Genomic DNA, 26,680 nt, shown 5'->3' with positions numbered 1-26,680 from the left:
TATTTTTATAATTGAGTTATATATGAATACACACCTTTAAATCTAATTAAGTATGAAACTTAGAAGTAAGTTCTTTTGGCTATTTTTGTGCATTATAGCCTTCTCTTCGACGGCACAAATACCCCTCGTCAGGGACGGAAAGCCACATTCTCGCATTATTGTAGACCCAAGTGACAGCATAGATATGCAAGCCGCCATATTGATGCAGGATTTTGTGAAACGAATATCAAATGCAGAACTACCTATTATTACAGATAGCCGTCAAATAAAAAAAGGCGATATTCTTCTTGGTAATTTTCAACTACCCATCCAAGGATTAGACCCTACAAAACTCACCGAAGATGGTTTTTACCTCTCCACCAAAGATGGCTATATAAGAATTGTCAAAAGAAAAGGAAAGGGTACAATCTATGGTATAGTCACACTTTTGGAAGACTATTTCGGCGTACGATATTATGCAGCCAATACGGCAGTATTTAAGTCTGATAAGAATTTGACCTTAGCGGAAAACATCACGCGCATAGATAATCCCTCCTTTCGTTATCGCCAAACACAGGCATACAGCACAAAAGATCCCATTTATAAAATGTGGCATCGTCTCGAAGAACCTTCTGAAGTATTTGCAGATCACTTATGGGTACATACCTTCGATAGAATATTACCATCCAAAGAATTCGGAAAGTCACATCCCGAATATTATGCACTCATCAATGGCGAGCATCGCCCCGGATGGGCCAGCCAATGGTGCTTGACCAATCCTGAGGTTTTTGATATTGTGGCTCATCGGGTAGACTCTATATTCAAAGCCAATCCCGACAAAAATATGATTTCGATCAGTCAGAATGATGGTCATGACACCTATTGTACTTGCGAGAATTGTACTGCAATCAACGAATACGAAGGGAGTTTATCGGGTAGTATCATTCATTTCCTGAATAAGCTAGCAGCTCGGTTTCCAGATAAAGAGTTCTCAACATTGGCATACATGTATTCGGTTGCACCACCTAAACACGTGAAACCGTTATCCAATGTAAACATCATGTTATGTAATATTGAATGTACACGTGAAGTTACGTTACCCGAAAATGAGATTGGACAAAAGTTCGTAAGCGATATGGAAGGATGGGCTAAAATAACTGATAATATTTTCGTTTGGGATTATGGCATTGACTTTGATAACTACCTCTCGCCTTTTCCTAATTTCCATGTATTACAACCAAACATGAAGCTGTTTAAAGACAATAAAACAACCATGCATTTCTCTCAGATTGCAGGAAGTAAGGGTGGTGACTTTTCTGAATTACGCTCATACGTAGTCTCTCAACTAATGTGGGATACATCGCTAAACTCTGATTCTTTAGTTGTAGAGTTCTTAGAAGGCTATTATGGAAAGCCTGCCTCACCTTACCTTTACGAATATATCAAACTGAGACAAGGTGCATTAATTGGTAGCAACATTCCTCTTAAATTGTACGATACTCCTGTATCTCATAAAACAGGAATGCTCAACCAACCGATGCTAACTATTTATAAGAACCTTCTTGAGAAAGCAGAGCAAGTATCAAAAGATGATCCAACTTTTTATAAAAGAGTAAAGGAAGCACACCTTCCCATACAATATTCAGAATTAGAGATAGCGCATACCAATAAAATAAACAACCCAAGAGAGTTAGAACGCAAACTTAACTTTTTCAGGCAGCGTGCTAATGAACTTAATGTTACTGATTTGAACGAGCAGAGTAGTAAAATAAAAGACTACTGTGATCTCTATAAAGAAAGGTATCTTACTAACAGAGATAACAACTTAGCCTTAGGAGCTAAAGTCAGTTATATTACAACACCCAATGCCCCTTACAATCATCTACCCGAGAGGACTCTCACTGATGGTATATTAGGAGCAGCGGCACCGAGTGAAGAATGGATAGGTTGGCAAGGGCAAGACGGAGAGTTGGTAATTGATCTGGGAGAGACAAAGAGTATCCAAACTATCCATTTCGATTTTTTGCAACGCCTTGGTTCTTGGGCTATATTACCCAAAAATGTAACAAGTTATACATCCGTTGACAATACTAGTTTCACAGAGATGGGCCGCAAAGATATTCCCGAAGATCGCGATATAAAAGCTAAGTTTGTGAATGTAGAAATACAATCGAAAGAAAAAGTTAAAGCCAGATATGTCAAGATAAAAATTGAAAATATCGGATTATGCCCTTCGTGGCATTTAGCAGTAGGACATCCTGCCTGGTTCCTCATCGACGAAGTCTTTATATACTAAGAAAACAACTTAGATAGATATTGTTTCCCAACAGATTTAAATTGTTAATTACCCAGGGGAACAATATCTATTTATAATCGTTGTATATTTGTATATATTTCAGAAAAAAAGAAAGCTCTATGATAATAACTATTTCTCCAGCCAAGATATTAGATTTTGAAACTCCTCCAACAATTGAGAAAAAAACAAAACCTGTTTTCGAAAAAGATGCGCATTATTTAAATGAAATTCTGAAAGATTTATCAGCAAATGAGATTGGTACACTAATGAATATCAATCCAAAGATAACTCTTGATGTTTATCAGTATGTGCAATCTTTCGGCATTGGCAGAGCTCCAAAGAAACAAGCAGCCTTGGCTTATAATGGAATGGTGTATCTGGGATTGGATAGTAAAACATTCTCCGAAGACGATTGGGATTTTGCGCAAAAGCATCTTACTATCTTATCGGGATTGTATGGAGCTTTGAAACCTTTCGATATAATACATCCCTACCGTTTAGAGATGCACACCAAAGTTGCTAACGACAGAGGTGTAGACTTGTATGCTTATTGGAGAAAGACTTTAACTGAATATCTTTCTAAACAACTTAAAGCTAATGGGAATATCTGGCTCAATCTAGCATCGAATGAATACAGCAAAGCAATCGATAAGAAAGCTCTGGATAAAAAGGTACGTATAATAACACCTTCATTCAAACAAGACACTCCTAAAGGCTACAAGCAAATAGTAGTATATGCTAAAAAGGCTAGAGGATTGATGAGTCGTTTTGTAATCCAGAATCAGATTACAACCATTGATGGTTTAAAAGAATTCGATACTGAAGGATATTCTTTCTCTCCTTCTTTATCAAATGGTGATGACTGGGTATTTATAAGATAGATGCTCGCAGAGCCTTTTGTAGTTCCGGACTATAAACCAAACTTAATAAAATGATTTTTGTGTCCTAACGTTTGCTCTTGAAGAAGTCTTGCATCAGTTGGGCACATTCTTGTTCTAACACTCCTGAAGCAATAGTTGTTTTAGGATGCAATGATTTTGGAGAAACCATCGAGTAACCTCTTTTCTGATCAGTAGCTCCATATACAATTTTTGTAATCTGAGCCCAACCTAAAGCACCTGCACACATAGGGCAAGGCTCTACTGTTACATACAAGGTGCAATCAATCAGATATTTTCCGCCTAACACATTTGCCGCAGCTGTTATAGCTTGCATTTCGGCATGGGCAGTTACATCATTCAATGTTTCGGTGAGATTATGTGCTCGGGCTATAATTCGGTTCTGACACACAACTACCGCACCAATAGGCACTTCGTCTTTTTCGTATGCATATTTAGCCTCATTAAGAGCCTGACGCATAAAAAACTCATCGTTAAGTATAGGTGTTGTCATCGGCGCATTTCGTTTTCGCCAAAAAGGGTAGGATAATCCAGTTCGAGATTCTTTAGGACATGAGCTAATACAGTCTCTCTCAACCACCGCGATTTATTCGATATTTTATACTTCTTCATGTATAAAGATATCAGATTGTACTCTTCATCACTCAATGAAAAGTTTGCTTGTTTGGTGCGAATCGCAGCCGTCAGTTTCGGTTTTGGCTTCATTGGTGCAAAAATAACTTGCTTTGAGCGAATATAAAAATAAATTGTTGTTTTTATACCACTAAGCCAGCTATATACTTAGCAAATATAAGAATGAGCTTATATAAACAGAAATATGTTTACCTTTATATCCTCAGTATGTCACTAACAGAAATCTTCTTTATGCGTTTTTCATTTAGCCATATCACTAAAGACCAAAGCTCTATAATAAAAGCAATAGCAATTATAATGATAGTGCTCCATAATTTTTTGCATTGGTCGAATAATATAGGCGAAAACGAATTAGACTTAGATCCTAATAAAATAAATCTGTTCATCAGTTCAATATACAACAGCCCTCTGATGATCTTTAATTCCATCTTTTCTTATTTCGGACACTATGGTGTACAATTATTTATATTCATAAGTGGCTATGGATTGGCTAAGCAGTATTCGCAAAAAAGCAAGATCTCATATTATAATTATATTGTACCTAAGCTGGTCAAAATTTATTCTTTGCTTATATTCGGAATAATCGTTTACTTTCTGCTTTTCTTCTATTCGATGGATATGCACTACGCTATATCTTTTGTCTCATCCACATTATTGATGTTCAACAATTTATATTCTTCGCGAATTTTCAGATTTGTGGGTCCATGGTGGTATTTTAGCTTAGCGATACAACTCTATCTTATCTTCCCCTTCTTATATAAATTCATAAACCGAAAAGAAAACACATCCAGGTATTTCGTTATATCTCTAATAGTTACTTATATTGTAATCTATTTGTTATTCCCGACAACACAAAAATATAACATCCCCATATTTGGCAATTTCATCGGACACCTTCCTGAATTCTTATTAGGTATATTTCTTGCAATATCGCCTAAAACAATATTATCGTGGAAAGTAATCCTTCCAACTTTGTTTATATTCGTCCTATCAAATAAAATCATATATCTTTTCCCCTTTAGCTTTTTATGTATTACCATATTATTGCTAGTAATATGCTATTACATATACACTTACTCAAAAATATTTATTTTGAAACTCCTGCTCTTCATTGGTTCTATTAGCATGATGATATTTGTAATTAATGGACCTTTAAGATATATATCCATACCTATTTTAGAAGGCACTTCTTTTTTAGATGGTCCTTTGAAGTTTATAAAAACGCCCTATTTTGAGGGAATACCTCCACTTGTAATTTTAGGCTTTTCATTTCTGCATTTAGCATTTGTAATAATAGTATCATTTATTCTTCAAAAAATTTATAACAAGTTCGTAACTCCCAATACTATAAAAGTCACAAACTTGCTTATTAATAAAAAGAATAAATAATATATACATACTTTAGTAGTCTCAAAGTTTTCTCTCATCTATTAAAATATTGGATACTTATATATAAAACCATTTTGGTAATGGAAAAAGCGATACTAAAACCCTTCTGGCGAAGCTTCCTTACATACAATTGGAAATTTGGCATTCTACTGATACTTCTATTCGGTATACCCCGATTCATCATAGTTCTTCAAGCTAACGTTTCAGGGAGTTACGGTTGGGTATCTATCATATTCATGCTTATGTGGATTACTCCGTTTATTCTTCTGAATAAAGACGGACGAAGATATATTGGCATAAAGAAGCCCCAGAGTTATAGATGGTTACTATATTCTTTTCTGATCGGGGTAGCTTTTTGTTCCTTTATGTTTATAAGTGCGAATCTATTATTTGGAGACTCCTTAAACAATAGCTTTATATACATTTCCAAATCATACACCCTTCCGGCAGGTGAACTAACAGCAACTAATAAGCTGATATTATTTCTTACATTCTCACTTACGGGCATGACTTTTAGTCCCATTGGTGAAGAGTTTTTATATAGAGGACTAATCCATGGCAGCTTTGTCGAGACATACGGTGAACAAAAAGCTTCAATATTTGATAGTTTGGCATTCGCTCTGACACATTTAGCCCATTTTGGAATTATTTACAACCTAGGTAAATGGGACTTCTTATTTATCCCTGCCCTACTTTGGGTATTGGGTATGTTTATTCTTAGTCAGTTATTCTTTAGATGCAAACAAATGACTGGATCAATATGGGGAGCAGTAGTCTCTCATGCTGGTTATAACTTTGGAATGATGTATTGGATATTTTATCATATATTTTAAGCCGATGAAAAGAGGACATGCCGATCTTCCCCTCCACTACGGAACTGTACCACCTTGGCTCGCACAACGCATGAGTCATCTGGGGGGAGCTATTGTAGAGGCTATTGTTATCGAATATGGACGTACTGCCTTGTTACAGAAATTGAGCGATCCGTTCTGGTTTCAGTCCTTAGGTTGTGTCTTAGGTATGGACTGGCACTCTTCGGGTATCACAACATCAGTGATGAATGCTTTAAAGAAAGCCATTAATGTACGTTCAGCCGAATTAGGCGTATATATTTGCGGTGGACGAGGAAAAGCATCGCGGCAAACCCCTACCGAATTATTAGCAGTTGCCAATAGAACAGGGCTAAACGGAGCTGAACTTGTTACTGCCAGCCGACTATCTGCTAAAGTAGATAATACAGCAATACAAGACGGTTTTCAACTGTATCTTCACTCATTTGTAGTTACCGTTGAAGGCGAATGGGCAGTTATACAACAAGGTATGAACCCTAATGAGAAAATGGCACGCCGCTATCACTGGATGTCGGAGAATGTAAAGTCATTTACTGAAGAACCTCATTCCTATATTTATGGGAAGAATCAAGGGCTAATTCTGAATCTCACAGACAAAGATGCTCAACCTCTAAAAACGGGTATACTCGATTTGACCAAAGAAAACCCAGATAAGTTAATGCGTGAAATATCGTTGATAATGCCTCGACACCACGAGGTGAAAGCAAAAGACGTTAACTTGAAACGTTTGGGGGCTGCGCTAGCATTGGCTCACGAAACAAACGTACAAGACATAGAATCATTGCTACTTTTGGAAGGTGTAGGACCTCGTACAGTACAATCTCTAACATTGGTGAGTGAAGTTATACATGGTTCGCCGTCACGATTTTCAGACCCTGCCCGATTTAGTTTTGCCCATGGCGGCAAAGACGGGCATCCGTTTCCCGTTCCATTGACTATTTATGACGAAACTATTGAGATATTCGATAAGGCTGTTCATCTTTCCAGTTTAGGCGAAAAAGATAAGTCGGATGCTCTTAAAAACTTATCAAAAATTGCTCAGGAGATGGAGCGCGGATTTACTCCAAACAATAATTTTGATGCAATTATTCAAAAGGAGAGAGATGAATCGTACCTCTACAAAGGAAAAACAGTCTTTGGAGATGCTAAAAAGCCCGATAAACCCAAAGGAAATATTCAACTCAACTTGTTTGATTGATCTGAGTAACAGCCCTTACCCATCGCCAACGAAAAGGATATTCGTTTTTGATGATTTTTTTCGGGTAAACATCTTGTTTGAGTAAAAAAAATATATATCTTTGCACCGCAAACAAAATGGTGATTGTAGCTCAGTTGGTTAGAGCGCCTGATTGTGGTTCAGGAGGTCGCGGGTTCGAGCCCCGTCTTTCACCCTTAAGCATAGAAGCATTCTTGATTCATTTCAAGAATGCTTTTTTATTTCACTATTTTTACATACGTTTGTAATCATTAAACCTTATAACTAAGGTTGTACACGTTTTTATAATTCTGATAAGTCTCAACTATAAGACCAGAGATGATTATAAAAACAATACTCAATGTCACTAAAAATTACACAACATATGACTAGAAAATTATTAAATCTGTCTAAAATAGCATTGCTAGTATTCTCAATTTCATTTTTATTTGGTTCATGTACAAAGGAAAATACTTATTTTGTAGATCCTCAAGGAGACTTTGCTATAGTACTTAATGAATTTGTTAATATCAAAAGAAGTGACTGGAATTGGAATGCTAATAATAATAGATATGAAGCTATTGTTAGTTATCCAGAGCTTAGTGCCGAAGAATTCAATGATGGCGCATTAGTTGCGGGTGTATTTATTCCCGTAGGTAGCTCTACCACTGAAAGACTGGAGTCTTTACCTTATGTAAAAACATGGTATGTTGACAGTGATGTTTTTACAGAAACTATATCATGTGCTTTAGAATATCCAACCAAATCTATTATTTTCTCAATACAAGCATCCGATCTAGCTAAAGACGATGATGCTCGTCAAGACTATGAGTTTAAAGTTGCTATTATAAAAAACTTCACTTATTAATTTAAGAATATATCGATTAAAGTCAAAAGAGCTCCTGTAAGGTTACAGGAGCTCTTTTGACTTTAATCGAATACCTTAACTTAAAATAGATTCTTATCTTAAATCTATTTGAATACATTTGCATTATATTAAATTTTTAACACAAACTATATGAAACATCTATTTTTTCTACTATTATCTATTTTTCTATTTGCATCATGCTCGAACGATGATGAGATTGTTGGTACTAATGATATCAGTAATCCATCTAGTAATCTCAATCAGGAGATAAAAACAATAGAATTTAGCTACAAAGGCAAACTCTATTCTTCTAAATACTATATGGAAGGAGACTCCACTGTTATTTTAGATGAAGAAATGCAAGAGGTTTACAATAAACTTCAGATGAATCACAATAAGTTATTGGTTGTTAATGACAACAACGAAATAACATACTTTGACAGTGAATCGGAATATCTAGGAAAATTAAAACTTCAATTGAGAAATACAGACGACGGTAGTCCTTATATGAAAGTCGTTGTAAGACTTGCCCATAATTTCAATATCCCTTTTGATCTAGGGTATGGAGCTCCAACTACCTTATTAATCGAGATTACTTTAAATCGCCGATCAATAGGAGTGTTTTCAGACCAGGATCCTATGCTAACATTGAATGGAATTCCTGATTTAAAACCTTACAACCATGATGATAATATATCTCATGCTTCAATATCTTTATACCTAGGTAATATGAGTCCAGAGTTCAACTATCGAGGAATTGCCGTGTTATCAATGTATGAACATCCAAATTATCAAGGAGAGTCAATAGGATGTTCTGCTGTAACAGCTTGGTACGAATCTTTTGCGATGAAGCCAGGTGAGGAGAGGGGGAACTCAGAAAAAATGCCACTCTCAGGGGGGAGATATAAAAAATCAAATGGTCAGAGTTTTAATGATATTATATCATCTCTAAAGATTGAAATTGTAACTCATAATATGAATTCAGAGACAGGAAGAACTTCCTCTGGAGGGAGAACGGACAATTCTTCTTCTAGCAATAATAGAGGAGGTGGGGAGACTACTCGAGAAGAAAGACAGGAAATACTAGGTATTACACTGATCGATGGTTCTGAGAGACCCAGTAGTGGTCAGAGATAAAAAACCTCTATTGAAAAAAGTAATATAGGTAATGGTATTCGCTGATAAATCGACAAATATTATTTTCTAAGACTTCAATACAAGAATTCGAAACCGAAAGATTTGCTTATAATCTCAAAGAAGTCCTCTTTTTCGAAAGAGGACTTTTTTATTTCAATACCATTTCTAATCCAATTCTAATGTTACCTTAACAAACTTCTAATACAACTCAAAAACGCCTCTAATCTTAGGACAATATATTTGTAAAATAAAATATTGACTCCTAAAGATGAAAAAATATCTATTACTTCTGCTGAGTATTTTCAGCCTGACAAATATCAAAGCACAAGAACCACAAGTGTTACAACTATCAGCCGAACAGGTTGAAGCATTATTCCTAAAACAAAATCTACAACTTATAGCCGAGCACCTGAATATAGATATTGCAGATGCTGCCATTGTACAAGCTAAATTATGGGACAACCCCGAAATATCTGTCGGGCAAATTAACCTCTGGAGTACTGACAGACAACGTGAAGGTGAGAAAGAGGCTATTCCTCCCTTATTCGGGTCTTTTGCCCGAAATACCCAATTCTCTGTCGAGCTTAGTCAACTAATCCAAACAGCAGGAAAAAGAGGTAAACTTGTAAAGCAAGAGAAAATATCGAAAGAAATAGCCATTCAAGAATTTGAAGAAGTATTCAGAGGACTTAAAGTTGAACTCAGAAAATCAATCAACGAAATAGTTTATCTACAAGCCTACCAAAAAGTTTTAGTACAACAAGAAGAATCTTTAGGGCAATTAACTGTTGCCTATCAAAAGCAAGTAGCACAGGGCAATATTGCCAAAAGCGAATTACTCAGATTACAATCGGCCTTGCTTGAATTGGAAAATGAATCTAATGACACTCAAATAGATATAAATGAACAGCAGAAAGAGCTTAAAACTCTGCTAAATGTTCCCCCTTCGATTATTATCGAAATAATAGATAATACAAAAAAGGTTCAAGATCCTACTAACTTATCATTAGCTAAACTGTTAGCTATGGCTTCGGAGTATCGTCCTGATGTAAAAGCATCCAGATTACAAACTCAATATCACGAAAAGTCATTAGCTTATGAAAAAGCGCAGCGCATTCCCGATCTTACAGTAAATGCAAACTACGACCGATATGGTGGTGTATGGAAAGACTTTGTTGGTTTTGGAGTTAGTTTCGATATACCCTTTTTCAATCGTAATCAAGGAAACATAAAAGCTGCCCGTATAAACAGAGACCAAAGTATTCATTTGGCAGAATTACAACAAAATCAAGCACAGCACGAAGTTGCTGAAGCATTCGGAAATTATGCTTTAGCATATCGATTTTATAAACGTGTAAGTGAAAATAGTTTACTATCGGAACTAGACGGAATGCTCACCATATACACAAAGAATCTATTAAATAAAAACATAAGTATGCTTGAATATATAGACTTTATGGATTCTTATAAGACAAACAAAGAAACCCTTCTTTCGGCACGCAAGAAAGTTGATACACAATTTGAGGAACTACAATACACAGTGGGCTCTGAAGTTAAATAAGATTACAACAAATAGAAAGAACTAAAATATATGATAAAGAGACAGATTACATTTACGATTGCTGCTTTACAAATTCTGCTTCTTGCTTCTTGCGGAAGTAAATCAAATGCAGATAACGCAGACGGAAAACCTGAGATCAAGCAAGCTTTTCTTCAGAATGTAAAAACAACCAAAGCCCTATTAAGCAACCAAGAAGAAGAGTTGACTTTGACAGGTAAGGTAGAATATGATCCTGACAAAGTAATCAACTATGTACCTATGGTTGGGGGGATTATAGAGCGTTCTTATTTTTCTCTTGGTGATAAAGTACAGAAAGGACAGACATTACTTGATATCAGAAGTACAGAGTTAAGCTCCCTACAATCGGAACGGGTTGGATTAGAATCGGATGTTAAGATTGCCGAGCGTGAATTAAAGACTGCTCAAACGATGTTCGATGATAATATGCTCTCCGAAAAAGAACTGATGGAAGCTGTAGCCAAACTGAGCCAAGCAAAAGCCGCATACAGTAAAATACAAACTGATATGGCAGTATTTGGGTCAGACAAAGGGAATGGAACATTTTCGATTAAAGCCCCTATGAGCGGATATATTGTTAGCAAAAATGCCTCATCAGGAAGCACCGTATCAGCCGATAGCGATCCTCTGTTTATTATTGCAGATTTGAGTACTGTGTGGATTACAGCAAATGTATATGCTAGTAATCTGCTGTTTGTAAAAGAGGGGCAAGATGTTAAAATCACTACCCTATCCTATCCTGGTGAAATATTTCAGGGTAAGATAAATTCTCTGTCACAAGTATTCGATCCCGAAGAAAAAGTACTTAAGGCTCGCATTGTAATGCCTAATAAAGACTTACGCCTAAAGCCTGAAATGTCTGCCGTGATCAGATTAAAAAATGAGACTCACAATAAATTGGTATCAGTACCATCAGAAGCTTTAGTTTTTGATAACGATCGCTATTATGTTGTAGTCGAAGAATCGCCAGATAATTTCAAATCGAAAGAAGTCACTCTCAGCGGACACCATAACAATGTAACCTATATAACCTCAGGGGTATCGGAAGGAGAGAATATTGTTATAAAGAATCAATTACTGATACACTCAGGTCTAAAAGATTAAGGTTTCATTCCTTTTTCACTATTCTGGTAAGCACAATAACAACAGACTGTTATAGCTTTTAAATATATCATTTAATATTACTAGTTATCTATATAGTATGCACAAGTTTGTCGAAAAAATAATAGCATTTGCCTTACGCAATCATATACTTGTACTATTTCTTACCGGTATACTCTTTATTGCAGGTATCATATGCTACATACATACGCCCATTGAGGCCTATCCGGATGTAACCAACACCCGAGTCAGAATTATTACACAATGGCAGGGACGGAGTGCCGAAGAAGTCGAAAAGTTTATAACCCTCCCCATTATGCGGGAAATGAACACTATTCCCCGTAAAGCAGATGTGCGCTCTACTTCACTTTTCGGTTTATCTGTAGTTACAGTAATATTCGAAGATGATGTTGACGATTTCTTTGCACAGCAATATGCTTCGAATCGTATGCAAGGGTTGGATTTGCCCGATGGAGCCGATCCTTCGATTGAACCACCTTCAGGAGCAACGGGCGAAATTTATCGCTATGTTCTCAAAAGTGACCTGCCAATCAGAGAAGTAGCAGCCATCAACGAATGGGTTGTGGAACGCGAGTTATTATCCGTACCCGGTGTAGCTAGTATCGCCAGCTTTGGAGGTGAAGAAAAGATGTTCGAGATAAAAGTGAACCCTGCTGAACTCAACAATTACGATTTGTCTCCTTTGGAAGTATTCGAAGCCGTATCGAATAGCAACATCAACGTTGGTGGAGATATAATACAGAAAGGTAGTCAGGCATTTGTTGTAAGAGGTGTAGGATTACTCGAAAGTGTAGAAGATATAGAGAATATACTTATCGAAGTGAAAGGTGGTACACCCATCCGAGTAAAACAGGTAGCATCGGTTAATGTTTCATCTAAACCGCGATTGGGACAAGTAGGTCTTGATGACGATGACGATGTGGTTCAAGGTATTGTTATAATGCTTCGTGGACAAAATCCGAGCGACGTAATTGTGAACCTCAAAGAAAAAATAACCGAACTTAATGAGAGAATATTACCCGAAAATGTCAAAATAGAACCATTTCTCGATCGTACAACTTTAGTGGATTCTACTGTGCATACAGTTATCAGAAACTTGCTGGAAGGCATCATCTTGGTTTCTATTGTAGTATTCATTTTCCTATTCAACTGGCGAACAACTTTAATTGTAGCCACAGTGATTCCACTATCGTTTTTATTCGCCATTGTAATGCTGCGTATCCAAGGGTTACCCGCCAATCTTATTTCGATGGGGGCACTCGATTTTGGATTGCTTCTGGAAGGGACTCTGGTCATAGTGGAGATTGTTTTTGTGGAGATGGAAAAACGATCCGTCTTACTTCAAGGCAGGTATGAAAACACGCTCAAGAGCGGACTTATCAAAAAGAGTGCAGGAACTGTTGCCTCACACATTTTCTTCGCCCAATTGATTTTGGTTGTAGCCCTATTCCCTATTTTCTCGTTCCAAAAAGTCGAAGGAAAGATGTTCTCTCCTTTAGCATTTACACTAGGATACGCGCTTTTGGGATCACTTATCCTTAGTTTAACTTATGTGCCTGTAATGTGTAAGGTTCTACTGACAAAACCTTTGAAAGAAAGAACTAATTTCATCAGCCGATTCTTTACATCAACATTGTATAAGATATATGAATTGAGTACACGATACCGTAAAGGAACTATTATTGCTTTCTGTATCTTATTATCGCTGTGTGTTGCCAGATTCTGTTATTGGGGTACCGAGTTTATACCCAGTATGAACGAAGGGGCTATTTATATTCGTGCCACTCTACCGAATAGTGTAAATCTGGAAGAGTCGGTAAAAATAACCAAACAGATGAAGAAGAAACTGAGAAATTTCGGCGAAGTTGAATTTGTTTTATCACAAACAGGTCGACCCAATGATGGCACCGACCCAACGGGATTTTTCAACATAGAATTTCACACTCAGTTAAAACCTGAAAAAGAATGGGATCGTAAGATCACCAAAGATGATCTTATAAACGAAATCAAAGATTCGCTCGATATATATCCCGGTGTAATCTTCGGCTTCAGCCAACCCATACAGGATAATGTTGAAGAATATGTAGCAGGAGTAAAAAGCTCATTGGTTATCAAAATATTCGGAAACGATCTGCATCAATTAGAAGACCTTGCCAATCAAACAGCAGCTTCCATTAAAGGTATTAAAGGCATCGAAGATGTAAACGTTTTTAAGAGTATAGGTCTTCCCGAATTACAAATCAAATTAGATGAAACCCGAATGGCTCGCTACGCAGTATCTATGGCGGATGCACAAGCCGTAGTAGAAATGGCAATCGGAGGAAAATCGGCAACTAAGTTTTATGAAGAAGAACGAACCTTTGACGTAAATATCCGTTTCCAAAAAGAATATCGAGACAATGAAGATAAAATTGGAAATATACTGATACCTACAATGGATGGTAAGCAAGTACCTTTAAAAGAGATTGCTGATATAACATTCATCACAGGACCCACATTTATTTACCGAGACGGAAACAGCCGATACATTGGTATAGGATTCAGCATACGCGATCGAGATTTAGGATCTACTATTGCCGAAGCACAGAAGAAGGTAGCTGACAATGTTCAATTGAAACCCGAAAACAAGATGCAATGGGCAGGCGAATTCGAAAGCCAACAACGAGCCACTAAACGTTTGATGGTTATTGTTCCTGCTGCGTTACTTCTTATATTGTTCCTTCTTTATATGAATTTTGGAACTATAAAAGATACTCTTATTGCAGCCAGTGCCATGCCTTATGCCTTTATCGGAGGATTTATATCTCTATGGATAACGAATACAACTTTCGGTATATCGGCAGGAATCGGCTTTATTATCTTATTCGGTATAACGGCAATTGACAGTATTCTGCTTATCGCATTAATGAAAAATAAAATGCAGAGGAGCCATAATCTTCGGTTAGCGATCGACGAAGCAGTACACAATAGAGTACGCCCAGTATTGATGATTGCCCTTATGGGATCGATGGGGTTATTTCCGGCAGCTATGTCAACAGGAATGGGTTCTGAAATACAAAGACCACTGGCAATTATGATTGTAGGGGGGATATTAATTTGTATGCTCTTATCATTTACCGTTTTGCCTCAAGTATTTTACTTTGCTTACAGACGTGACAAAAGGCTGAGATAACAGATCGTTTTATTGACACACCCAATATAATACCCAATGTAGGGTCAGCCCTATGTACCTATTCAGAGAAAAGGGGCGAACAAGCAGGTTCGCCCCTACCTCGAAATACATCATTAATTTTTATTGATTACTCAAAAGAGATTAAGCTCAATAAAAATTATTATTTTTAGATTTTAAACTAATATAAACCGCTTACTATTGTATTCTATAGTTAGAACTATCTTTATCTAGTATACAATAAAAGGTCTTCGACCTTAATCAAATGATTGTTCTTATGGAGCTACTTCTTGTTGAAGATAACATACGCATTAGTGAGTTCATGGTTAAAGGACTTACCGAAAGTGGATTTTCAGTTGTTCTGGCTGAAAATGGCACGGATGCACGAAGTTTGATAAGCCAACGGGAATGGGATCTGATTTTACTTGATATTATGTTACCCGATATTGACGGGATAGAGCTTCTACAATACACCCGTTACAAGAAGATAAACACCCCCATCCTAGTAGTCAGTGCTTTAGGAGAACCCGATGATAAAGTAAAGGCTTTAGATTATGGAGCTGACGATTATTTAGCAAAACCTTTTCATTTCAAAGAATTGATTGCGCGCATCAATGCTTTGACTCGTAGAGCTAAGCTGAATTACAATACACCTTCGGAAATTCTGGAATGTGATGATCTTAAACTCTACATAGATGAGCATCGCATAGAAAGAGGTAATACTGAAATAAAACTAACTCTTCAAGAATTTAAGCTGCTTAAAATCTTAATGGAAAATAAGAATAAAGTTCTTCCCCGTAGCCAAATTCTTGATTCGGTATGGGGTATCAACTACGATTCGAGTACCAATGTGGTAGATGTATATATATCATATCTGCGTAACAAAGTAGATCTTGAAGGCCATACCAAACTCATAGAAACTATTAAAGGAAGAGGGTATATGATAAGAACACATAACGAATGAGATTATGAAAGTTCAGACCCGTTTAAGCCTATTTTGTTCTATTGTATTTGGAGTGATATTTGCAATCTTATCTTTCCTTATATACGCTTTGTATTACAATAATCTAGAGAAATCGATCTATCAGGGCTTGCAAAAAACGGTTCAGATCACAGCTCTTTTTTATCTGGAAGAAGACGAGCTAAACAGTAAAGACTTTGCCAAGATCAGGAAGCAATTCGAAGAGGCAGTTTCAGATTCTCACTATCAAATATACAACGAAGAAAATAAAGTTAGCTATGGAGCTAAGCCCGCAAACATTCCGATTGACATACTCGATCGTATACGTAAAGAGAGACAATTGTCGTTTTCGACCGACGAGTTTCTCTGCACTGGTATCTTCTACGAAGATAATCAAGGAGACTTTGTGGTTATCACTAAAAAGAAAAAAGAATACCTCAACGAGCAGATGAATCAGCTTCTATGGGTTCTTCTGGCAGCTTTTATAATAGGATTGTTAACCATCATAGCATTGAGCCGATGGGTATCGCATATGGCATATCGTCCATTTAGAAGGATAATAAATCAGGTGAATAATATATCCACCAAAAATTTAGATGTTCAGATAGAGTCTCCTCAAACCAAAGACGAACTGCAAGACCTAACAGATACCTTCAATGTACTTTTAGATAAACTTTCAGAAACCTTTATCATACAAAAGAATTTTGTAAATTATGTATCTCATGAGTTTAAAACACCTCTTGCGTCAATACTTGGTAATCTGGAAGTATTTTCGATAAAAGACCGTACAGCAGAAGAATACAAACAATTATCTGATAAACTTATTCAACAGATTTATCAACTGGAAGAAATACTCAATATCCTGATTGTTATTTCCGATCTGAGAGAAGACTCAGATATTAGGGCACAGATACGGATTGACGACTTGATATGGGAAATAATAAGTAAGATATCCGATCGTTATCCCGACTCTAAAATAAAAGTCAATGTCGATATTTTACCAGAAGATGAGCAACTGCTATCTGTAAGCAAAGACAAAACTCAATTACTCATGGCGATGTTCAACCTCATAGAAAATGCGGTAAAATACTCTCAGGGAAATACTGTGGATATTCATTTATCTAAAAAAGGGGGCAATCTATCAATGTCAATTACAGACAAAGGTATAGGAATACCTTCCGACCAATTAGCCAATATAAGCAAACCTTTTTATCGGGCAGATAATACAAATAAAATACAAGGTAGTGGCATAGGCTTATCTATCGCTCTGCGCATTCTTGAAAAAAATAATATCAACTACGAAATAATCTCAGAAGAGAATAAAGGCACTACAATAATACTCACATTACCCAAAGCCTGATTTCGTCTTACATGGACCTCACATTAGACGATTTATGATAGAGATGACCGAGTTATTGATTTTAAAGGAAGACTTATTTATAAAGTCATCTTATCTATTGAACACAAATACTATCTAAGAAAAGCTGATGGGAAATAATTTAGTTTTCCATAAATATATGTTCTATCTTTAATGCTTAAATCTATCAAAACCGAATAAATAAATACTAATATCTATGAAGAAAATCTTTTCTCTATTGCTAGCTATGTGCTCTATTTTAGGGCTCCTTGCCCAGCAAAGCAATAATAACGAAGCAATATTAGCAGCAAAACACGAGCGTTTATCGTTAGATAAAGGGTGGCGCTTTCATCTGGGAGATATTCCCTTTCCAATAATCAAAGGTCATAATGCAACCTATAGCAGCACCAAAGCAGCTCGTGCTACAGGCGCAGCAGCTCCCGGCTATGATGATAAAGGGTGGCGCGAACTTGACTTACCACACGATTGGGCAGTAGAAATGCCTTTCGACTCTACTGAAAACCTGTCGCAAGGCTATAAGCAAAGAGGTTACGGATGGTATCGTCGTCACTTCAAACTAGATAATTCTGACAGAGGCAAACACCTCGAACTTCAATTTGATGGTATTGCAACACATGCTACTATTTGGGTGAATGGCACAGTTGTACATCGCAATTGGTGTGGCTATACCTCATCATACATTGACGTATCTCCTCTTGTAAAATATGGCGATGAAATAAATACAATCGCTATTCGGGTAGACGCAGTAGCACAAGAAGGATGGTGGTACGAGGGTGCAGGCATTTATCGCCACACATGGCTGGTAAAGCGTTCGCCTCTTCATATTATTACCGATGGAGTATATGCCAACCCTGTAAAAACAGTAAGCGGTAGCTGGGAGATTCCTGCCGAAATAACATTACAGAATTCAGGAAAAGGTGATGCCTCAAATATAGAAGTAGAGGTAAGTTTATTTGACAAGTCGGGAAAGCAAGTTGCACAGAACGCAACCAAAACCTCAGTTAAGCTTTTCGATCAGGCAGTGGCATCATTGTCTATACCCGTAAGCAATCCGCATTTATGGTCAGTAGATGATCCTTACTTATATACTGTAGAAACCAAGGTGAAACAAAATGGAAAACTATTGGATGAAGCTACAACTAAATGTGGTTTTCGCACCATCCGTTTTGATAAAGACACTGGCTTTTATCTGAACGACCAGCCTATGAAACTTAAAGGAACATGTAATCACATAGATCATGCAGGTGTAGGAGTTGCTATGCCTAATTCTCTTTGGGAATTTCGTTTACGTAAGCTGAAAGAGATGGGATCAAACGCTTATCGTTGTGCCCATAATCCGCCATCGCGCGAATTTCTGCAAGTGTGTGATAGTATAGGTATCATGGTTATGGATGAAAACCGTAACTTCAATTCTTCGCCCGAATATATACGCCAATTACAGTGGCTAATACAGCGCGACCGTAATCACCCCAGCGTTATCCTATGGTCGGTTTTCAATGAAGAACCTATGCAAGGAACCGAAATCGGTTACGAAATGGTGCGACGTATGTCGACCGAGGTAAAGAAATTAGATACAACACGTCCCGTTACTGCTGCAATGAATGGAGGACTATTTTCTGAAATAAATGTATCGCAAGCCGCGGATGTTGTAGGCTTCAACTACCAATCATACGCTTATGATGATTTCCGAAAAGCAAACCCACACATGTGTCTCACCAGTTCGGAAGATGTATCGTGCGTAATGCAACGAGGACAATACGTGACAGATCATAGTAAAAATCTATTAGATTCGTACGATACACAGCACCCAGATTGGGGCACAACTCACCGTAAATCGTGGAAAGATATTAATGAACGCCCGTTTCTGGCAGGTTGTTTCGTCTGGACAGGTTTCGACTACAAAGGAGAGCCTACCCCATTTGCATGGCCAACAGTAAGTTCTAATTTTGGAATCATGGATTTATGCGGATTCCCAAAATCGGCTTATTATATCTATCAGGCTTTCTGGTTAGATCGTCCGATTCTTCATCTGGAACCCCATTGGAACTGGCCTGCTGACAGTATTGGCAAGAATATAAAAGTAATGGCTATCAGCAATGTTGATAAAGTTAAGCTTATAGTGAATGGTAAAACAATAGCGGAAGAAGATGTAGATAAATACAATTTCAATTCGTGGGATATACCTTATCAACCCGGAAAACTAGAAGCTATCGGTTACCGAAATGGCAAAGAAGTAATTCGTACGAAAATAGAAACTACGGATGAACCCGTAAGCATTCAGTTAATTGCAGATCGCCCTTCTATAGACGGAGACGGATGGGATGCCATGCCCATCACCGTACAAGCTTTAGACAAAAAGGGAAGACCCGTACCTACAGCAAATATGCTTATTGAATTTGAAGTATCGGGAGATGGTAAACTGATTGGTGTTGGTAACGGAGATCCAAACTCACATGAATTAGATAAAGCTTCCACAAGAAGTCTTTACCATGGGTTAGCTCAGGCAATAATTCAAAGTAACGAGAATACAAATGACAAAGTGATAGTGACAGCTAAGAGCAAAGGTCTAAAATCGGCAACAATAAGTATTCCCGTCACACAAGTTACACAGATTCCCTTCGTAACAAGAGTATCACCTACTCTAGTACTAGATAAATGGCTCTTGTCTCCTAGTACAACATCACGACCCGATCCAAATCTAAAACTTTCGGATAATGATATGAATAGTTGGGAACCCATCCGTAATGGTCAGTTACAGACTTTGGAAAAAGGAAAGTATCAGGTTTACCGATCAACATTTACACCATACAAACTTCAACAAACCGAAGGAGGCAGAATTCTTTTCAAAAACCTAACTGGCAAAGCTGAGATCTGGCTTAATGGACAACTCATCGGAACCAAAAATAAAGCGGAGGCTTCTGATTTTGTTGCTGAATTCCCTCCATTAGCAGGAGACTATCAGCTTAATGTTCTTATCGAAGGAAATATAAGTGATAAAGTGGGATTAGGAGGAATGGTTTCTATTCTCGATAAAGCTACAATTACTAAATAGAAAATAACTTTTTAAAAATTTTCTATTAATTCAATTATAGAAAAAATAAAAAACGTCAGATTACATCTGGCGTTTTTTTTAGTTTAGAGTTGAGCCCTTATTTATAACTCCAGAATATGAATATTTTGAAAAACTTTACATCGTTTTCCTTTGTTTAGTATAAGGCTTCTAAATCGGAAGCCACAACAAAAGTGACCACTATTCAAATGAACATTATGAAATCTATTTTAATCTTAGCAGCCTTTTTTCTATTGGTAGTTTCTAACTCATTGGCACAAAGTTCAACACAGAATGATTCGGTTGAAAATATAATTCCATATGGCAAAATGCTGAAAATGTCACATGAAGAATTATTGAATCAAAAATTCAAGTATAATAGCGATAAGAACCAATATACCCTGAGAAAGAAAAACGGTCTGATGGTTGCCGCCAGCATCTTGGGAGCTCTCGCTGATAATCCGACTAACTATATTCCCGATGTCAATGACTATGAAGTTATTATTCAGAAGGGAGAAACAGGCGTGGCATCTATTGAAGTCATATTCTATGACCCAGAGTTATATCACAAAATAATGACATTCGCCAAAGATAATGGAGAGGCTCAACTCGAGACCAATTCCGGACTATTAAATAAGATGCAGTTTAATTACGACAAGTATTCGTTTGCATTGACCTATACTACAAGATCACAATCATCTACTCAATCCACAACACAAGATACCAGCACCAAATGGTCTCCAGCCAAAGAACAAACTAAATCTGCATCTCACGATGAATCTTATAATGTTTATACCTTTACACTTTACACAGGAATAGAACCAACTTCTAATTACATAAAAAAGTATCAGGATAAAGAAAGGAAAAGAGATGAAAAAGGTAAGAAGAAAAATAGTGCAGCCGATTTGATGTAATAACAATATGGACTAATAGAATTTTGACCTAATTTCATTTAGAATCGCTATATCTGCAGATTAGTTTTGTAGGTTTTTCAATAGGAAATACAATGAAGAAAAAAAGGAGAAAATTCAATTATTTGAGTTTTCTCCTTTTTAGCACTTTTAGTCCTTCTATTCTCAAACGAGTTAGAGATTTAGATCTCATTTCTGAACTGAGATAGCATACTCCTAAATCAAATATTGCATATATTTGTAAGAGAGAATTACTATGAAAAGACATATCCTTTAAGAATAAACATAATTCTTGTATTATAACTTCGTTAAGGTTTTTGTGTAGATAATCTTTTAGAATATAGACATCTCCTCAATACAAATAACAAATAGAAATAAAATGGAAAATAAAAATGGAGTTCCTATAATTGGAATAAACGTTGTGATAGATTGTGCTGATGCAAGCATTATGGCTGCTTTTTACAGTAAATTGATGAGTTGGGAATGGACGCATCCTCGTGCTAATGAAGGTTGGGCGGCAATTACTTCTCCAACAGGAATGATCTTTATATTTCAGGAAATCGAAGGATACCAACCACCTGTGTGGCCATGGCAAGAAGGAAAACAAGCGCAAATGCTGCATCTCGATTTATTTGTCAATAATCTCGAAGAAGGAGTGGAGCATGCGATCAAATGTGGAGCAAAAATAACAGATGAACAATATTTCAAAACATCAAAAACAATGATCGATCCGGCAGGTCATCCATTCTGCATTGGTACATACACACATGAACCCGTATAATATTTATCCATGACTTTCATCTATATAAAGTAATCTATAACAGTAAACGAAGCTTGTCTTAGTATTTTATGTAAAGAAGAGGAATTGCAAGCTGAATACTATCAATTGAAGCCAGTCGCCATTATTTTAATAATAGATGAAAGACGAACGACAGATACGTAAATACTACATAAAACAAAAATCTGACAGGTTTCTCTATCTATTTTCTTTAAGTACCCTTAGGCGTTCTATTCTCTGACCAAATTCTTGAAAATTGAGACTTAATTTTTGAAGTGAGGTAATGAATACCGAAACCGTAAATTACATATATTTGTATATAAAAAAGCGACATAAGTATGGAAAATATACTCATAAAAAAAGTAACTCTAAATAATATTAATCAATTACAAGAAATTGGTAGACGAACTTTTCATGAAACATTCTCATCAACAAATACAGAAGAGAATATGACGAACTATTTAGAAGAGAAATTTTCGATAGAAAAATTAACCACTGAACTTAGTAATAGTGATTCCTTACTTTATTTCGCAATCATTAACGATGACATAATCGGCTATTTAAAAATAAATTGGGGGCAAGCTCAGACGGAAATAAAAGATGAGCAAGGACTGGAGATTGAACGGATTTATGTTCTTCAAAAATTTCAAGGGAAATATGCAGGACAGTTACTTTATGAAAAAGCAATAGAAAAGGCAAAACAGAAAAACATCGACTACGTCTGGCTAGGAGTTTGGGAAGAGAACCCAAAAGCCATAGCTTTTTATAAGAAAAATGGTTTTATCGAGTTTGATAAACATATTTTCAAATTAGGTGATGATGAACAGACAGATATAATGATGAAACTACAATTAGCTAACAAAAATAAATCCTGACAGATTTCTCTATCAGGATTTCTTAGTACCCAGACCCGAAGTTCGCTATAATTACCTATTATGTGCGAAATAGGTAATTAAAAGAACGTTTGGCGATATCTTGTATTTTAAATTACCTATTTTTGCAATAATAAGGAACTTGTTTGTTCCGTAAAATGTTCCGTAAAATGAAAGTTGGATTCTACCTAGATAACGCAAAGAAAGACACATCTGCTCTTCGTGCTATAGTACGAAACAAAGGACAAAGATATACATTCTCTATTGGTGAGAGTGTAATCACTAAATATTGGAATGAGAATAAATATAGATGCCGGACATCAAGAGAATACCCAGAAGCATCACATATAAATATCCGGCTTGATGATTGGGTTAATCTAATTGAAGAAGCAATTAATAGTTTTGGTTTAATTATTCCTACTCAAAAAATGGTAAGGGATAAAGTTGATAGAATCTTTAGAAACCGAAGCATTGAAGCTGGTGGGGTTATCGAAAATGAAGATCAACAATATCTAGTTTCTTTTGCTCTCAAATATAAAGAGGAATCAAACAAAAGCCACAACACAAAGAAAAGCTACCAAACAACAATAAACAAGCTTATAGAGTTTGAGAAAGCAAATAAGATAAAGCTTCGATTTATTGATATTGATATTGATTTTTACAATAGGTTCAATAATTGGTTGTTGAATAGTACATACACCAAAGGTGAAGATGAAATAAACTACACTAAAAACTATATCGGAACTGTATTCAAAAATATATCCAAATTTATGACTGTTTCACAAGGTAAGGAACACGAATTTACAGGACATAAAGATGCAGAATTTAAAGTTCAATCCGAAGAAACAGATTCTATATATCTAACACAAGAAGAAATTCAAAGGATATATGATCTTGTAATAACGGAAGATTTACTTAAAATCAATGAATACAAAAACAAAAATCTAAAAGTTACTATAAAATCATTGAACGAAGAAAGAGATAGGTTTCTTTTTGGATGCTTTACAGCCCTTAGACATTCGGATTATTCCCGGTTAGATGCGTTGCATTTCAAAGATGATATTGTTCGTATATGGACACAGAAGAAGGATAAAAAGGTATATATCCCCATGCACCACCAACTAAGAGAATTATTAAAAAGAAGAAATAATATACTTCCTTTACCTATATCGGACCAGAAGCACAATAAGCAAATCAAAGCAATTGGCAAATTGGCGGGGATAAACGAAGATGTTATACTTGCTAAGACTAGAGGTGGAAAGCGAGTTGAGGTTGTAAAGAAAAAATGGGAATTCATTACTACCCACACAGCCCGGCGATCTGGTGCAACAAATATGTATCTAGCTGGAATAGATTTGAAATTCATCCAAGATATACTTGGACACTCAAAAGTAGAACAAACAATAAAATATATTAAGGTTACGGCAGAAGATAACGCTAAGCGTTTGATAAATCATCCGTATTTTAGTGGTAAATAACCGAAAGAAGATAAAACAAAGGATGCCTTGCTATCACAGCAAAGCACCCTTAAAAGTAAACTATAAATAAATTGAAGTATTTTTAATCCCTAATACTTATATATTCAGCATTGAGTATTTTAGTATTAGGGTTTTTAGATAATATCTCTTGTTTTCGCTCTTTAATTCCCCATTTGAAGAATAAGAACTTTTTAGGAACTATATGTTCTATATAAATTAAGCTATCCCTGCTTTCAAACGAGCCCGAAAAGTCGTTATTTCGGTTACTGCATCCTTTCAGATCGAACCAAGTATTATGAATAGTAATACATTTGAGAGTATCAATAATGTAATTATCCCGATAAATTAAACTATCCCTTACCGAACCTTTTAATTCATAAATAGTTTGTATTTGAGTTGAGGTTATTTGTTCCAATCTCTTTTTATCCACATTCAAACTGTTTATAAGCTTCAAATCATCCGAACGATATTTCTTATATTCTGATAACTTTAATTCCAACACACCAACCGAAACAACATTTAAACTATCCTTTGTTTGGTATGTTTCTATCTTATCCATCAAAACCGATGTGTTTTTTTTATACAGTTCTTTTTCTTCTTTCTCCTTTTTTAGTTGGTTTGATAGAAAAACAGTTGAACCGAAAAGTAAAGCAATAATACTTCCTATAATGAGATACACTTTTAAACTATTCATCTTTTATTTTTTAGTAGGCGTTTATATTCGGGTTCTGCATCAAAGCAGGGACAAGCTTTCAGCCATTCAAACGACTCAATAATCCCGTTTCCGTTTAAATCCGGTGAATAATCTCTATGCCCTTTTATTTCTTGGATGCTTGGATATTTTTCAATTAAGTTTTTCAATGTATCTTCAATTCCATCCTTTTGTCCTTCGGTTCGTGTATCCTTAGGTTTGCTATTGGTATCTAAACCTCCTATATAGCATATGCCAATTGAATCGGTATTATGCCCGGCACAATGTGCTCCAATTTGTTCAATAGGTCTACCAACCTCAACACTACCATCAAGTAACACAATGAAATGGTATCCTATATCTTTCCAACCATTGCCGCCTTGTGCTTTCGGGGTGGTGTGCCATTTCCTAATATCTTTCTCTGTGTAGTTTACACCTTCCTTTGTTGCACTACAATGGATAATCACCTTGTTAATCTTTCTCATTTTCTATTCCTTTTTCTGTTTGTTCAATTGCTTTATTTACACTTTCGGGCATCATCTTTGCAAATTGGAAGCTGAATAAATAATATACCACCACTATCCACTTTATCTTTGGGTACGCCTTTGATAAGTTTCTCAAACTATTCCTCACATAGAAATACAATGCCAACCAGACTAATATTTGCACCACATACACCGATTTTTCGTTGTGGTGCATCAAGTCCATAAGCATTTTTAGAAAGTAAGTAACTAATACAATTAGTAATAGTTCCTTTAAACTATCTTTAAACTTGTGACCGTCAAAATTGACAAGCCGCCACATCTGAAACTTTACCTCATCAGCCATTAACCCGGCTAAAATATTAAATGAGAATGCCAGAAACAGAGCAATCATAAATGTATAAGTACTATCGAAGTAGGCAGCAAATAGAGTAGAAACACCGATAAGTGGGGCTTGTATATCTTTCAAGAAGGGAAGTTTGTTCAATATTCTGTGCATGATATAGATAAATTACTATTTATATCATATATCATTTTGTGTATTATTTGGGGGTAAATTGTATATTTGTGGATACAAGTAAACTATACAATTATGAAACACTTAGTTATTATTCTGTTATTTTCGACAGGAATACTATTAAGTTCCTGCAAACAGGAATATAAATATGAAATTTTCGCAGGTCATACTAAAGTTAGTGACGAAATTATAAAAGCTTCTAATGATTCAGTAGCTTTTTGTGATGCACATCGTAGGTTTCTTATCTTAATGCAACTCCGATTTGATATGAAAACAGAGTTGCATCCCGAAATATATCATTATACACTAATTTCTCCAGAAGGAAAAGATATATCACTTGGTGAGTTTTTAAACGATCCAAATAAAATAATAAAAGAAAATTTAAATGTGTTTCTAAGTGATGAGTTTAAGACATATATAGCAAATGTGAAAAGATAAACTATACA

At 36.0% G+C, this 26,680-nt stretch carries 23 protein-coding genes and 1 tRNA gene; 19 read left to right on the top strand and 5 right to left on the bottom strand.

Features of this window, described 5'->3' with window-relative positions; all coding sequences use genetic code 11:
• The first annotated feature begins 52 nt into the window (after positions 1-52).
• Positions 53-2,275, top strand: coding sequence for a DUF4838 domain-containing protein (locus IR022_RS17570; protein WP_194204720.1), 2,223 nt, complete (start codon positions 53-55; stop codon positions 2,273-2,275).
• 119 nt (positions 2,276-2,394) lie between these two features.
• On the top strand, positions 2,395-3,156 hold the full coding sequence (yaaA, locus tag IR022_RS17565; RefSeq protein ID WP_194204719.1) for a peroxide stress protein YaaA: 762 nt from the start codon (positions 2,395-2,397) through the stop codon (positions 3,154-3,156).
• Positions 3,157-3,220: 64 nt separating this feature from the next.
• Here yaaA and IR022_RS17560 read toward each other — a convergent pair whose 3' ends face one another.
• Together IR022_RS17560 and IR022_RS17555 are read right to left on the bottom strand one after the other, a co-directional pair.
• Positions 3,221-3,667, bottom strand: coding sequence for a nucleoside deaminase (locus IR022_RS17560; RefSeq protein WP_194204718.1), 447 nt, complete (start codon positions 3,665-3,667; stop codon positions 3,221-3,223).
• On the bottom strand, positions 3,664-3,879 hold the full coding sequence (locus IR022_RS17555; protein ID WP_050710988.1) for a hypothetical protein: 216 nt from the start codon (positions 3,877-3,879) through the stop codon (positions 3,664-3,666). Before IR022_RS17555 ends, IR022_RS17560 begins: the two co-directional genes overlap by 4 nt.
• A gap of 135 nt (positions 3,880-4,014) precedes the next feature.
• Here IR022_RS17555 and IR022_RS17550 point away from each other — a divergent pair, with 135 nt between their 5' ends.
• The 16 genes from IR022_RS17550 (at position 4,015) to IR022_RS17475 (ending at position 24,544) form a co-directional block, all read left to right on the top strand.
• A complete protein-coding gene (locus IR022_RS17550; protein ID WP_194204717.1) occupies positions 4,015-5,196 on the top strand; it encodes an acyltransferase family protein in 1,182 nt (393 codons plus the stop codon).
• A gap of 80 nt (positions 5,197-5,276) precedes the next feature.
• Entirely contained in the window at positions 5,277-6,029 is a 753-nt protein-coding gene (locus IR022_RS17545) for a CPBP family intramembrane glutamic endopeptidase (RefSeq protein WP_194204716.1), read from the top strand.
• A 4-nt stretch (positions 6,030-6,033) separates the two neighbouring features.
• Positions 6,034-7,245, top strand: a complete 1,212-nt coding sequence (locus IR022_RS17540; protein ID WP_194204715.1) for a DUF763 domain-containing protein — start codon at positions 6,034-6,036, stop codon at positions 7,243-7,245.
• A 118-nt stretch (positions 7,246-7,363) separates the two neighbouring features.
• A tRNA-His gene (locus IR022_RS17535) sits at positions 7,364-7,439 on the top strand.
• 188 nt (positions 7,440-7,627) lie between these two features.
• Complete coding sequence (locus tag IR022_RS17530) at positions 7,628-8,110, top strand: hypothetical protein (RefSeq protein WP_194204714.1); 483 nt, start codon at positions 7,628-7,630, stop codon at positions 8,108-8,110.
• Positions 8,111-8,260: 150 nt separating this feature from the next.
• Positions 8,261-9,247 (top strand): hypothetical protein, encoded by a 987-nt coding sequence (locus IR022_RS17525; RefSeq protein WP_194204713.1) that lies wholly within the window; start codon positions 8,261-8,263, stop codon positions 9,245-9,247.
• Between the two features lie 268 nt (positions 9,248-9,515).
• The gene (locus IR022_RS17520) at positions 9,516-10,808 is read left to right on the top strand and encodes a TolC family protein (protein WP_194204712.1); all 1,293 of its coding nucleotides are present in this window, start codon (positions 9,516-9,518) and stop codon (positions 10,806-10,808) included.
• Between the two features lie 30 nt (positions 10,809-10,838).
• Positions 10,839-11,930 carry an efflux RND transporter periplasmic adaptor subunit gene (locus IR022_RS17515; RefSeq protein WP_194204711.1) on the top strand — a complete coding sequence of 364 codons (1,092 nt, stop codon included), beginning with the start codon at positions 10,839-10,841 and terminating at the stop codon, positions 11,928-11,930.
• Between the two features lie 97 nt (positions 11,931-12,027).
• Entirely contained in the window at positions 12,028-15,120 is a 3,093-nt protein-coding gene (locus tag IR022_RS17510; protein WP_050710995.1) for an efflux RND transporter permease subunit, read from the top strand.
• A 274-nt stretch (positions 15,121-15,394) separates the two neighbouring features.
• A complete protein-coding gene (locus IR022_RS17505) occupies positions 15,395-16,081 on the top strand; it encodes a response regulator transcription factor (protein WP_194204710.1) in 687 nt (228 codons plus the stop codon).
• A 4-nt stretch (positions 16,082-16,085) separates the two neighbouring features.
• Positions 16,086-17,438, top strand: coding sequence for a sensor histidine kinase (locus tag IR022_RS17500; RefSeq protein ID WP_194204709.1), 1,353 nt, complete (start codon positions 16,086-16,088; stop codon positions 17,436-17,438).
• Positions 17,439-17,652: 214 nt separating this feature from the next.
• Positions 17,653-20,508 (top strand): beta-galactosidase GalA, encoded by a 2,856-nt coding sequence (gene galA, locus IR022_RS17495; RefSeq protein ID WP_194204708.1) that lies wholly within the window; start codon positions 17,653-17,655, stop codon positions 20,506-20,508.
• 215 nt (positions 20,509-20,723) lie between these two features.
• Positions 20,724-21,419 (top strand): hypothetical protein, encoded by a 696-nt coding sequence (locus IR022_RS17490; RefSeq protein ID WP_194204707.1) that lies wholly within the window; start codon positions 20,724-20,726, stop codon positions 21,417-21,419.
• Between the two features lie 376 nt (positions 21,420-21,795).
• Positions 21,796-22,197: a VOC family protein gene (locus IR022_RS17485; protein ID WP_194204706.1), complete on the top strand. Its 402-nt coding sequence runs from the start codon at positions 21,796-21,798 to the stop codon at positions 22,195-22,197.
• Between the two features lie 335 nt (positions 22,198-22,532).
• A complete protein-coding gene (locus tag IR022_RS17480; RefSeq protein WP_194204705.1) occupies positions 22,533-23,069 on the top strand; it encodes a GNAT family N-acetyltransferase in 537 nt (178 codons plus the stop codon).
• Positions 23,070-23,236: 167 nt separating this feature from the next.
• Complete coding sequence (locus tag IR022_RS17475) at positions 23,237-24,544, top strand: site-specific integrase (RefSeq protein WP_194204704.1); 1,308 nt, start codon at positions 23,237-23,239, stop codon at positions 24,542-24,544.
• Positions 24,545-24,626: 82 nt separating this feature from the next.
• Here IR022_RS17475 and IR022_RS17470 read toward each other — a convergent pair whose 3' ends face one another.
• The 3 genes from IR022_RS17470 to IR022_RS17460 are packed head-to-tail and all read right to left on the bottom strand — an operon-like array spanning position 24,627 to position 26,216.
• Positions 24,627-25,238 (bottom strand): DUF6549 family protein, encoded by a 612-nt coding sequence (locus IR022_RS17470; RefSeq protein WP_194204703.1) that lies wholly within the window; start codon positions 25,236-25,238, stop codon positions 24,627-24,629.
• Positions 25,235-25,720, bottom strand: coding sequence for an N-acetylmuramoyl-L-alanine amidase (locus IR022_RS17465; protein ID WP_194204702.1), 486 nt, complete (start codon positions 25,718-25,720; stop codon positions 25,235-25,237). Before IR022_RS17465 ends, IR022_RS17470 begins: the two co-directional genes overlap by 4 nt.
• A complete protein-coding gene (locus IR022_RS17460; protein WP_194204701.1) occupies positions 25,707-26,216 on the bottom strand; it encodes a hypothetical protein in 510 nt (169 codons plus the stop codon). The genes IR022_RS17465 and IR022_RS17460 overlap by 14 nt, the downstream gene beginning before the upstream one ends.
• 93 nt (positions 26,217-26,309) lie before the next feature.
• Between IR022_RS17460 and IR022_RS17455 the strand changes: the two genes are divergently transcribed.
• The gene (locus IR022_RS17455; protein WP_194204700.1) at positions 26,310-26,672 is read left to right on the top strand and encodes a hypothetical protein; all 363 of its coding nucleotides are present in this window, start codon (positions 26,310-26,312) and stop codon (positions 26,670-26,672) included.
• Positions 26,673-26,680 lie beyond the last annotated feature (8 nt).

This window comes from Dysgonomonas sp. GY617, assembly GCF_015233815.1.
Classification (GTDB): Bacteria; Bacteroidota; Bacteroidia; order Bacteroidales; family Dysgonomonadaceae; genus Dysgonomonas_A.
Note: the sequence above shows the minus strand (reverse complement) of the source record. Positions and strands in the feature narration are given on the sequence as shown.

Coding starts and splice junctions, on each gene's coding strand:
- IR022_RS17515 (WP_194204711.1), top strand. CDS start 10,839: ATGATAAAGAGACAGATTACATTTACGATTGCTGCTTTACAAATTCTG.
- IR022_RS17460 (WP_194204701.1), bottom strand. CDS start 26,216: ATGCACAGAATATTGAACAAACTTCCCTTCTTGAAAGATATACAAGCC.
- IR022_RS17540 (WP_194204715.1), top strand. CDS start 6,034: ATGAAAAGAGGACATGCCGATCTTCCCCTCCACTACGGAACTGTACCA.
- IR022_RS17475 (WP_194204704.1), top strand. CDS start 23,237: ATGAAAGTTGGATTCTACCTAGATAACGCAAAGAAAGACACATCTGCT.
- IR022_RS17550 (WP_194204717.1), top strand. CDS start 4,015: ATGTCACTAACAGAAATCTTCTTTATGCGTTTTTCATTTAGCCATATC.
- IR022_RS17520 (WP_194204712.1), top strand. CDS start 9,516: ATGAAAAAATATCTATTACTTCTGCTGAGTATTTTCAGCCTGACAAAT.
- IR022_RS17510 (WP_050710995.1), top strand. CDS start 12,028: ATGCACAAGTTTGTCGAAAAAATAATAGCATTTGCCTTACGCAATCAT.
- IR022_RS17505 (WP_194204710.1), top strand. CDS start 15,395: ATGGAGCTACTTCTTGTTGAAGATAACATACGCATTAGTGAGTTCATG.
- IR022_RS17530 (WP_194204714.1), top strand. CDS start 7,628: ATGACTAGAAAATTATTAAATCTGTCTAAAATAGCATTGCTAGTATTC.
- IR022_RS17545 (WP_194204716.1), top strand. CDS start 5,277: ATGGAAAAAGCGATACTAAAACCCTTCTGGCGAAGCTTCCTTACATAC.
- IR022_RS17555 (WP_050710988.1), bottom strand. CDS start 3,879: ATGAAGCCAAAACCGAAACTGACGGCTGCGATTCGCACCAAACAAGCA.
- galA (WP_194204708.1), top strand. CDS start 17,653: ATGAAGAAAATCTTTTCTCTATTGCTAGCTATGTGCTCTATTTTAGGG.
- IR022_RS17560 (WP_194204718.1), bottom strand. CDS start 3,667: ATGACAACACCTATACTTAACGATGAGTTTTTTATGCGTCAGGCTCTT.
- IR022_RS17570 (WP_194204720.1), top strand. CDS start 53: ATGAAACTTAGAAGTAAGTTCTTTTGGCTATTTTTGTGCATTATAGCC.
- IR022_RS17525 (WP_194204713.1), top strand. CDS start 8,261: ATGAAACATCTATTTTTTCTACTATTATCTATTTTTCTATTTGCATCA.
- IR022_RS17500 (WP_194204709.1), top strand. CDS start 16,086: ATGAAAGTTCAGACCCGTTTAAGCCTATTTTGTTCTATTGTATTTGGA.
- IR022_RS17490 (WP_194204707.1), top strand. CDS start 20,724: ATGAAATCTATTTTAATCTTAGCAGCCTTTTTTCTATTGGTAGTTTCT.
- IR022_RS17485 (WP_194204706.1), top strand. CDS start 21,796: ATGGAAAATAAAAATGGAGTTCCTATAATTGGAATAAACGTTGTGATA.
- IR022_RS17455 (WP_194204700.1), top strand. CDS start 26,310: ATGAAACACTTAGTTATTATTCTGTTATTTTCGACAGGAATACTATTA.
- IR022_RS17470 (WP_194204703.1), bottom strand. CDS start 25,238: ATGAATAGTTTAAAAGTGTATCTCATTATAGGAAGTATTATTGCTTTA.
- yaaA (WP_194204719.1), top strand. CDS start 2,395: ATGATAATAACTATTTCTCCAGCCAAGATATTAGATTTTGAAACTCCT.
- IR022_RS17465 (WP_194204702.1), bottom strand. CDS start 25,720: ATGAGAAAGATTAACAAGGTGATTATCCATTGTAGTGCAACAAAGGAA.
- IR022_RS17480 (WP_194204705.1), top strand. CDS start 22,533: ATGGAAAATATACTCATAAAAAAAGTAACTCTAAATAATATTAATCAA.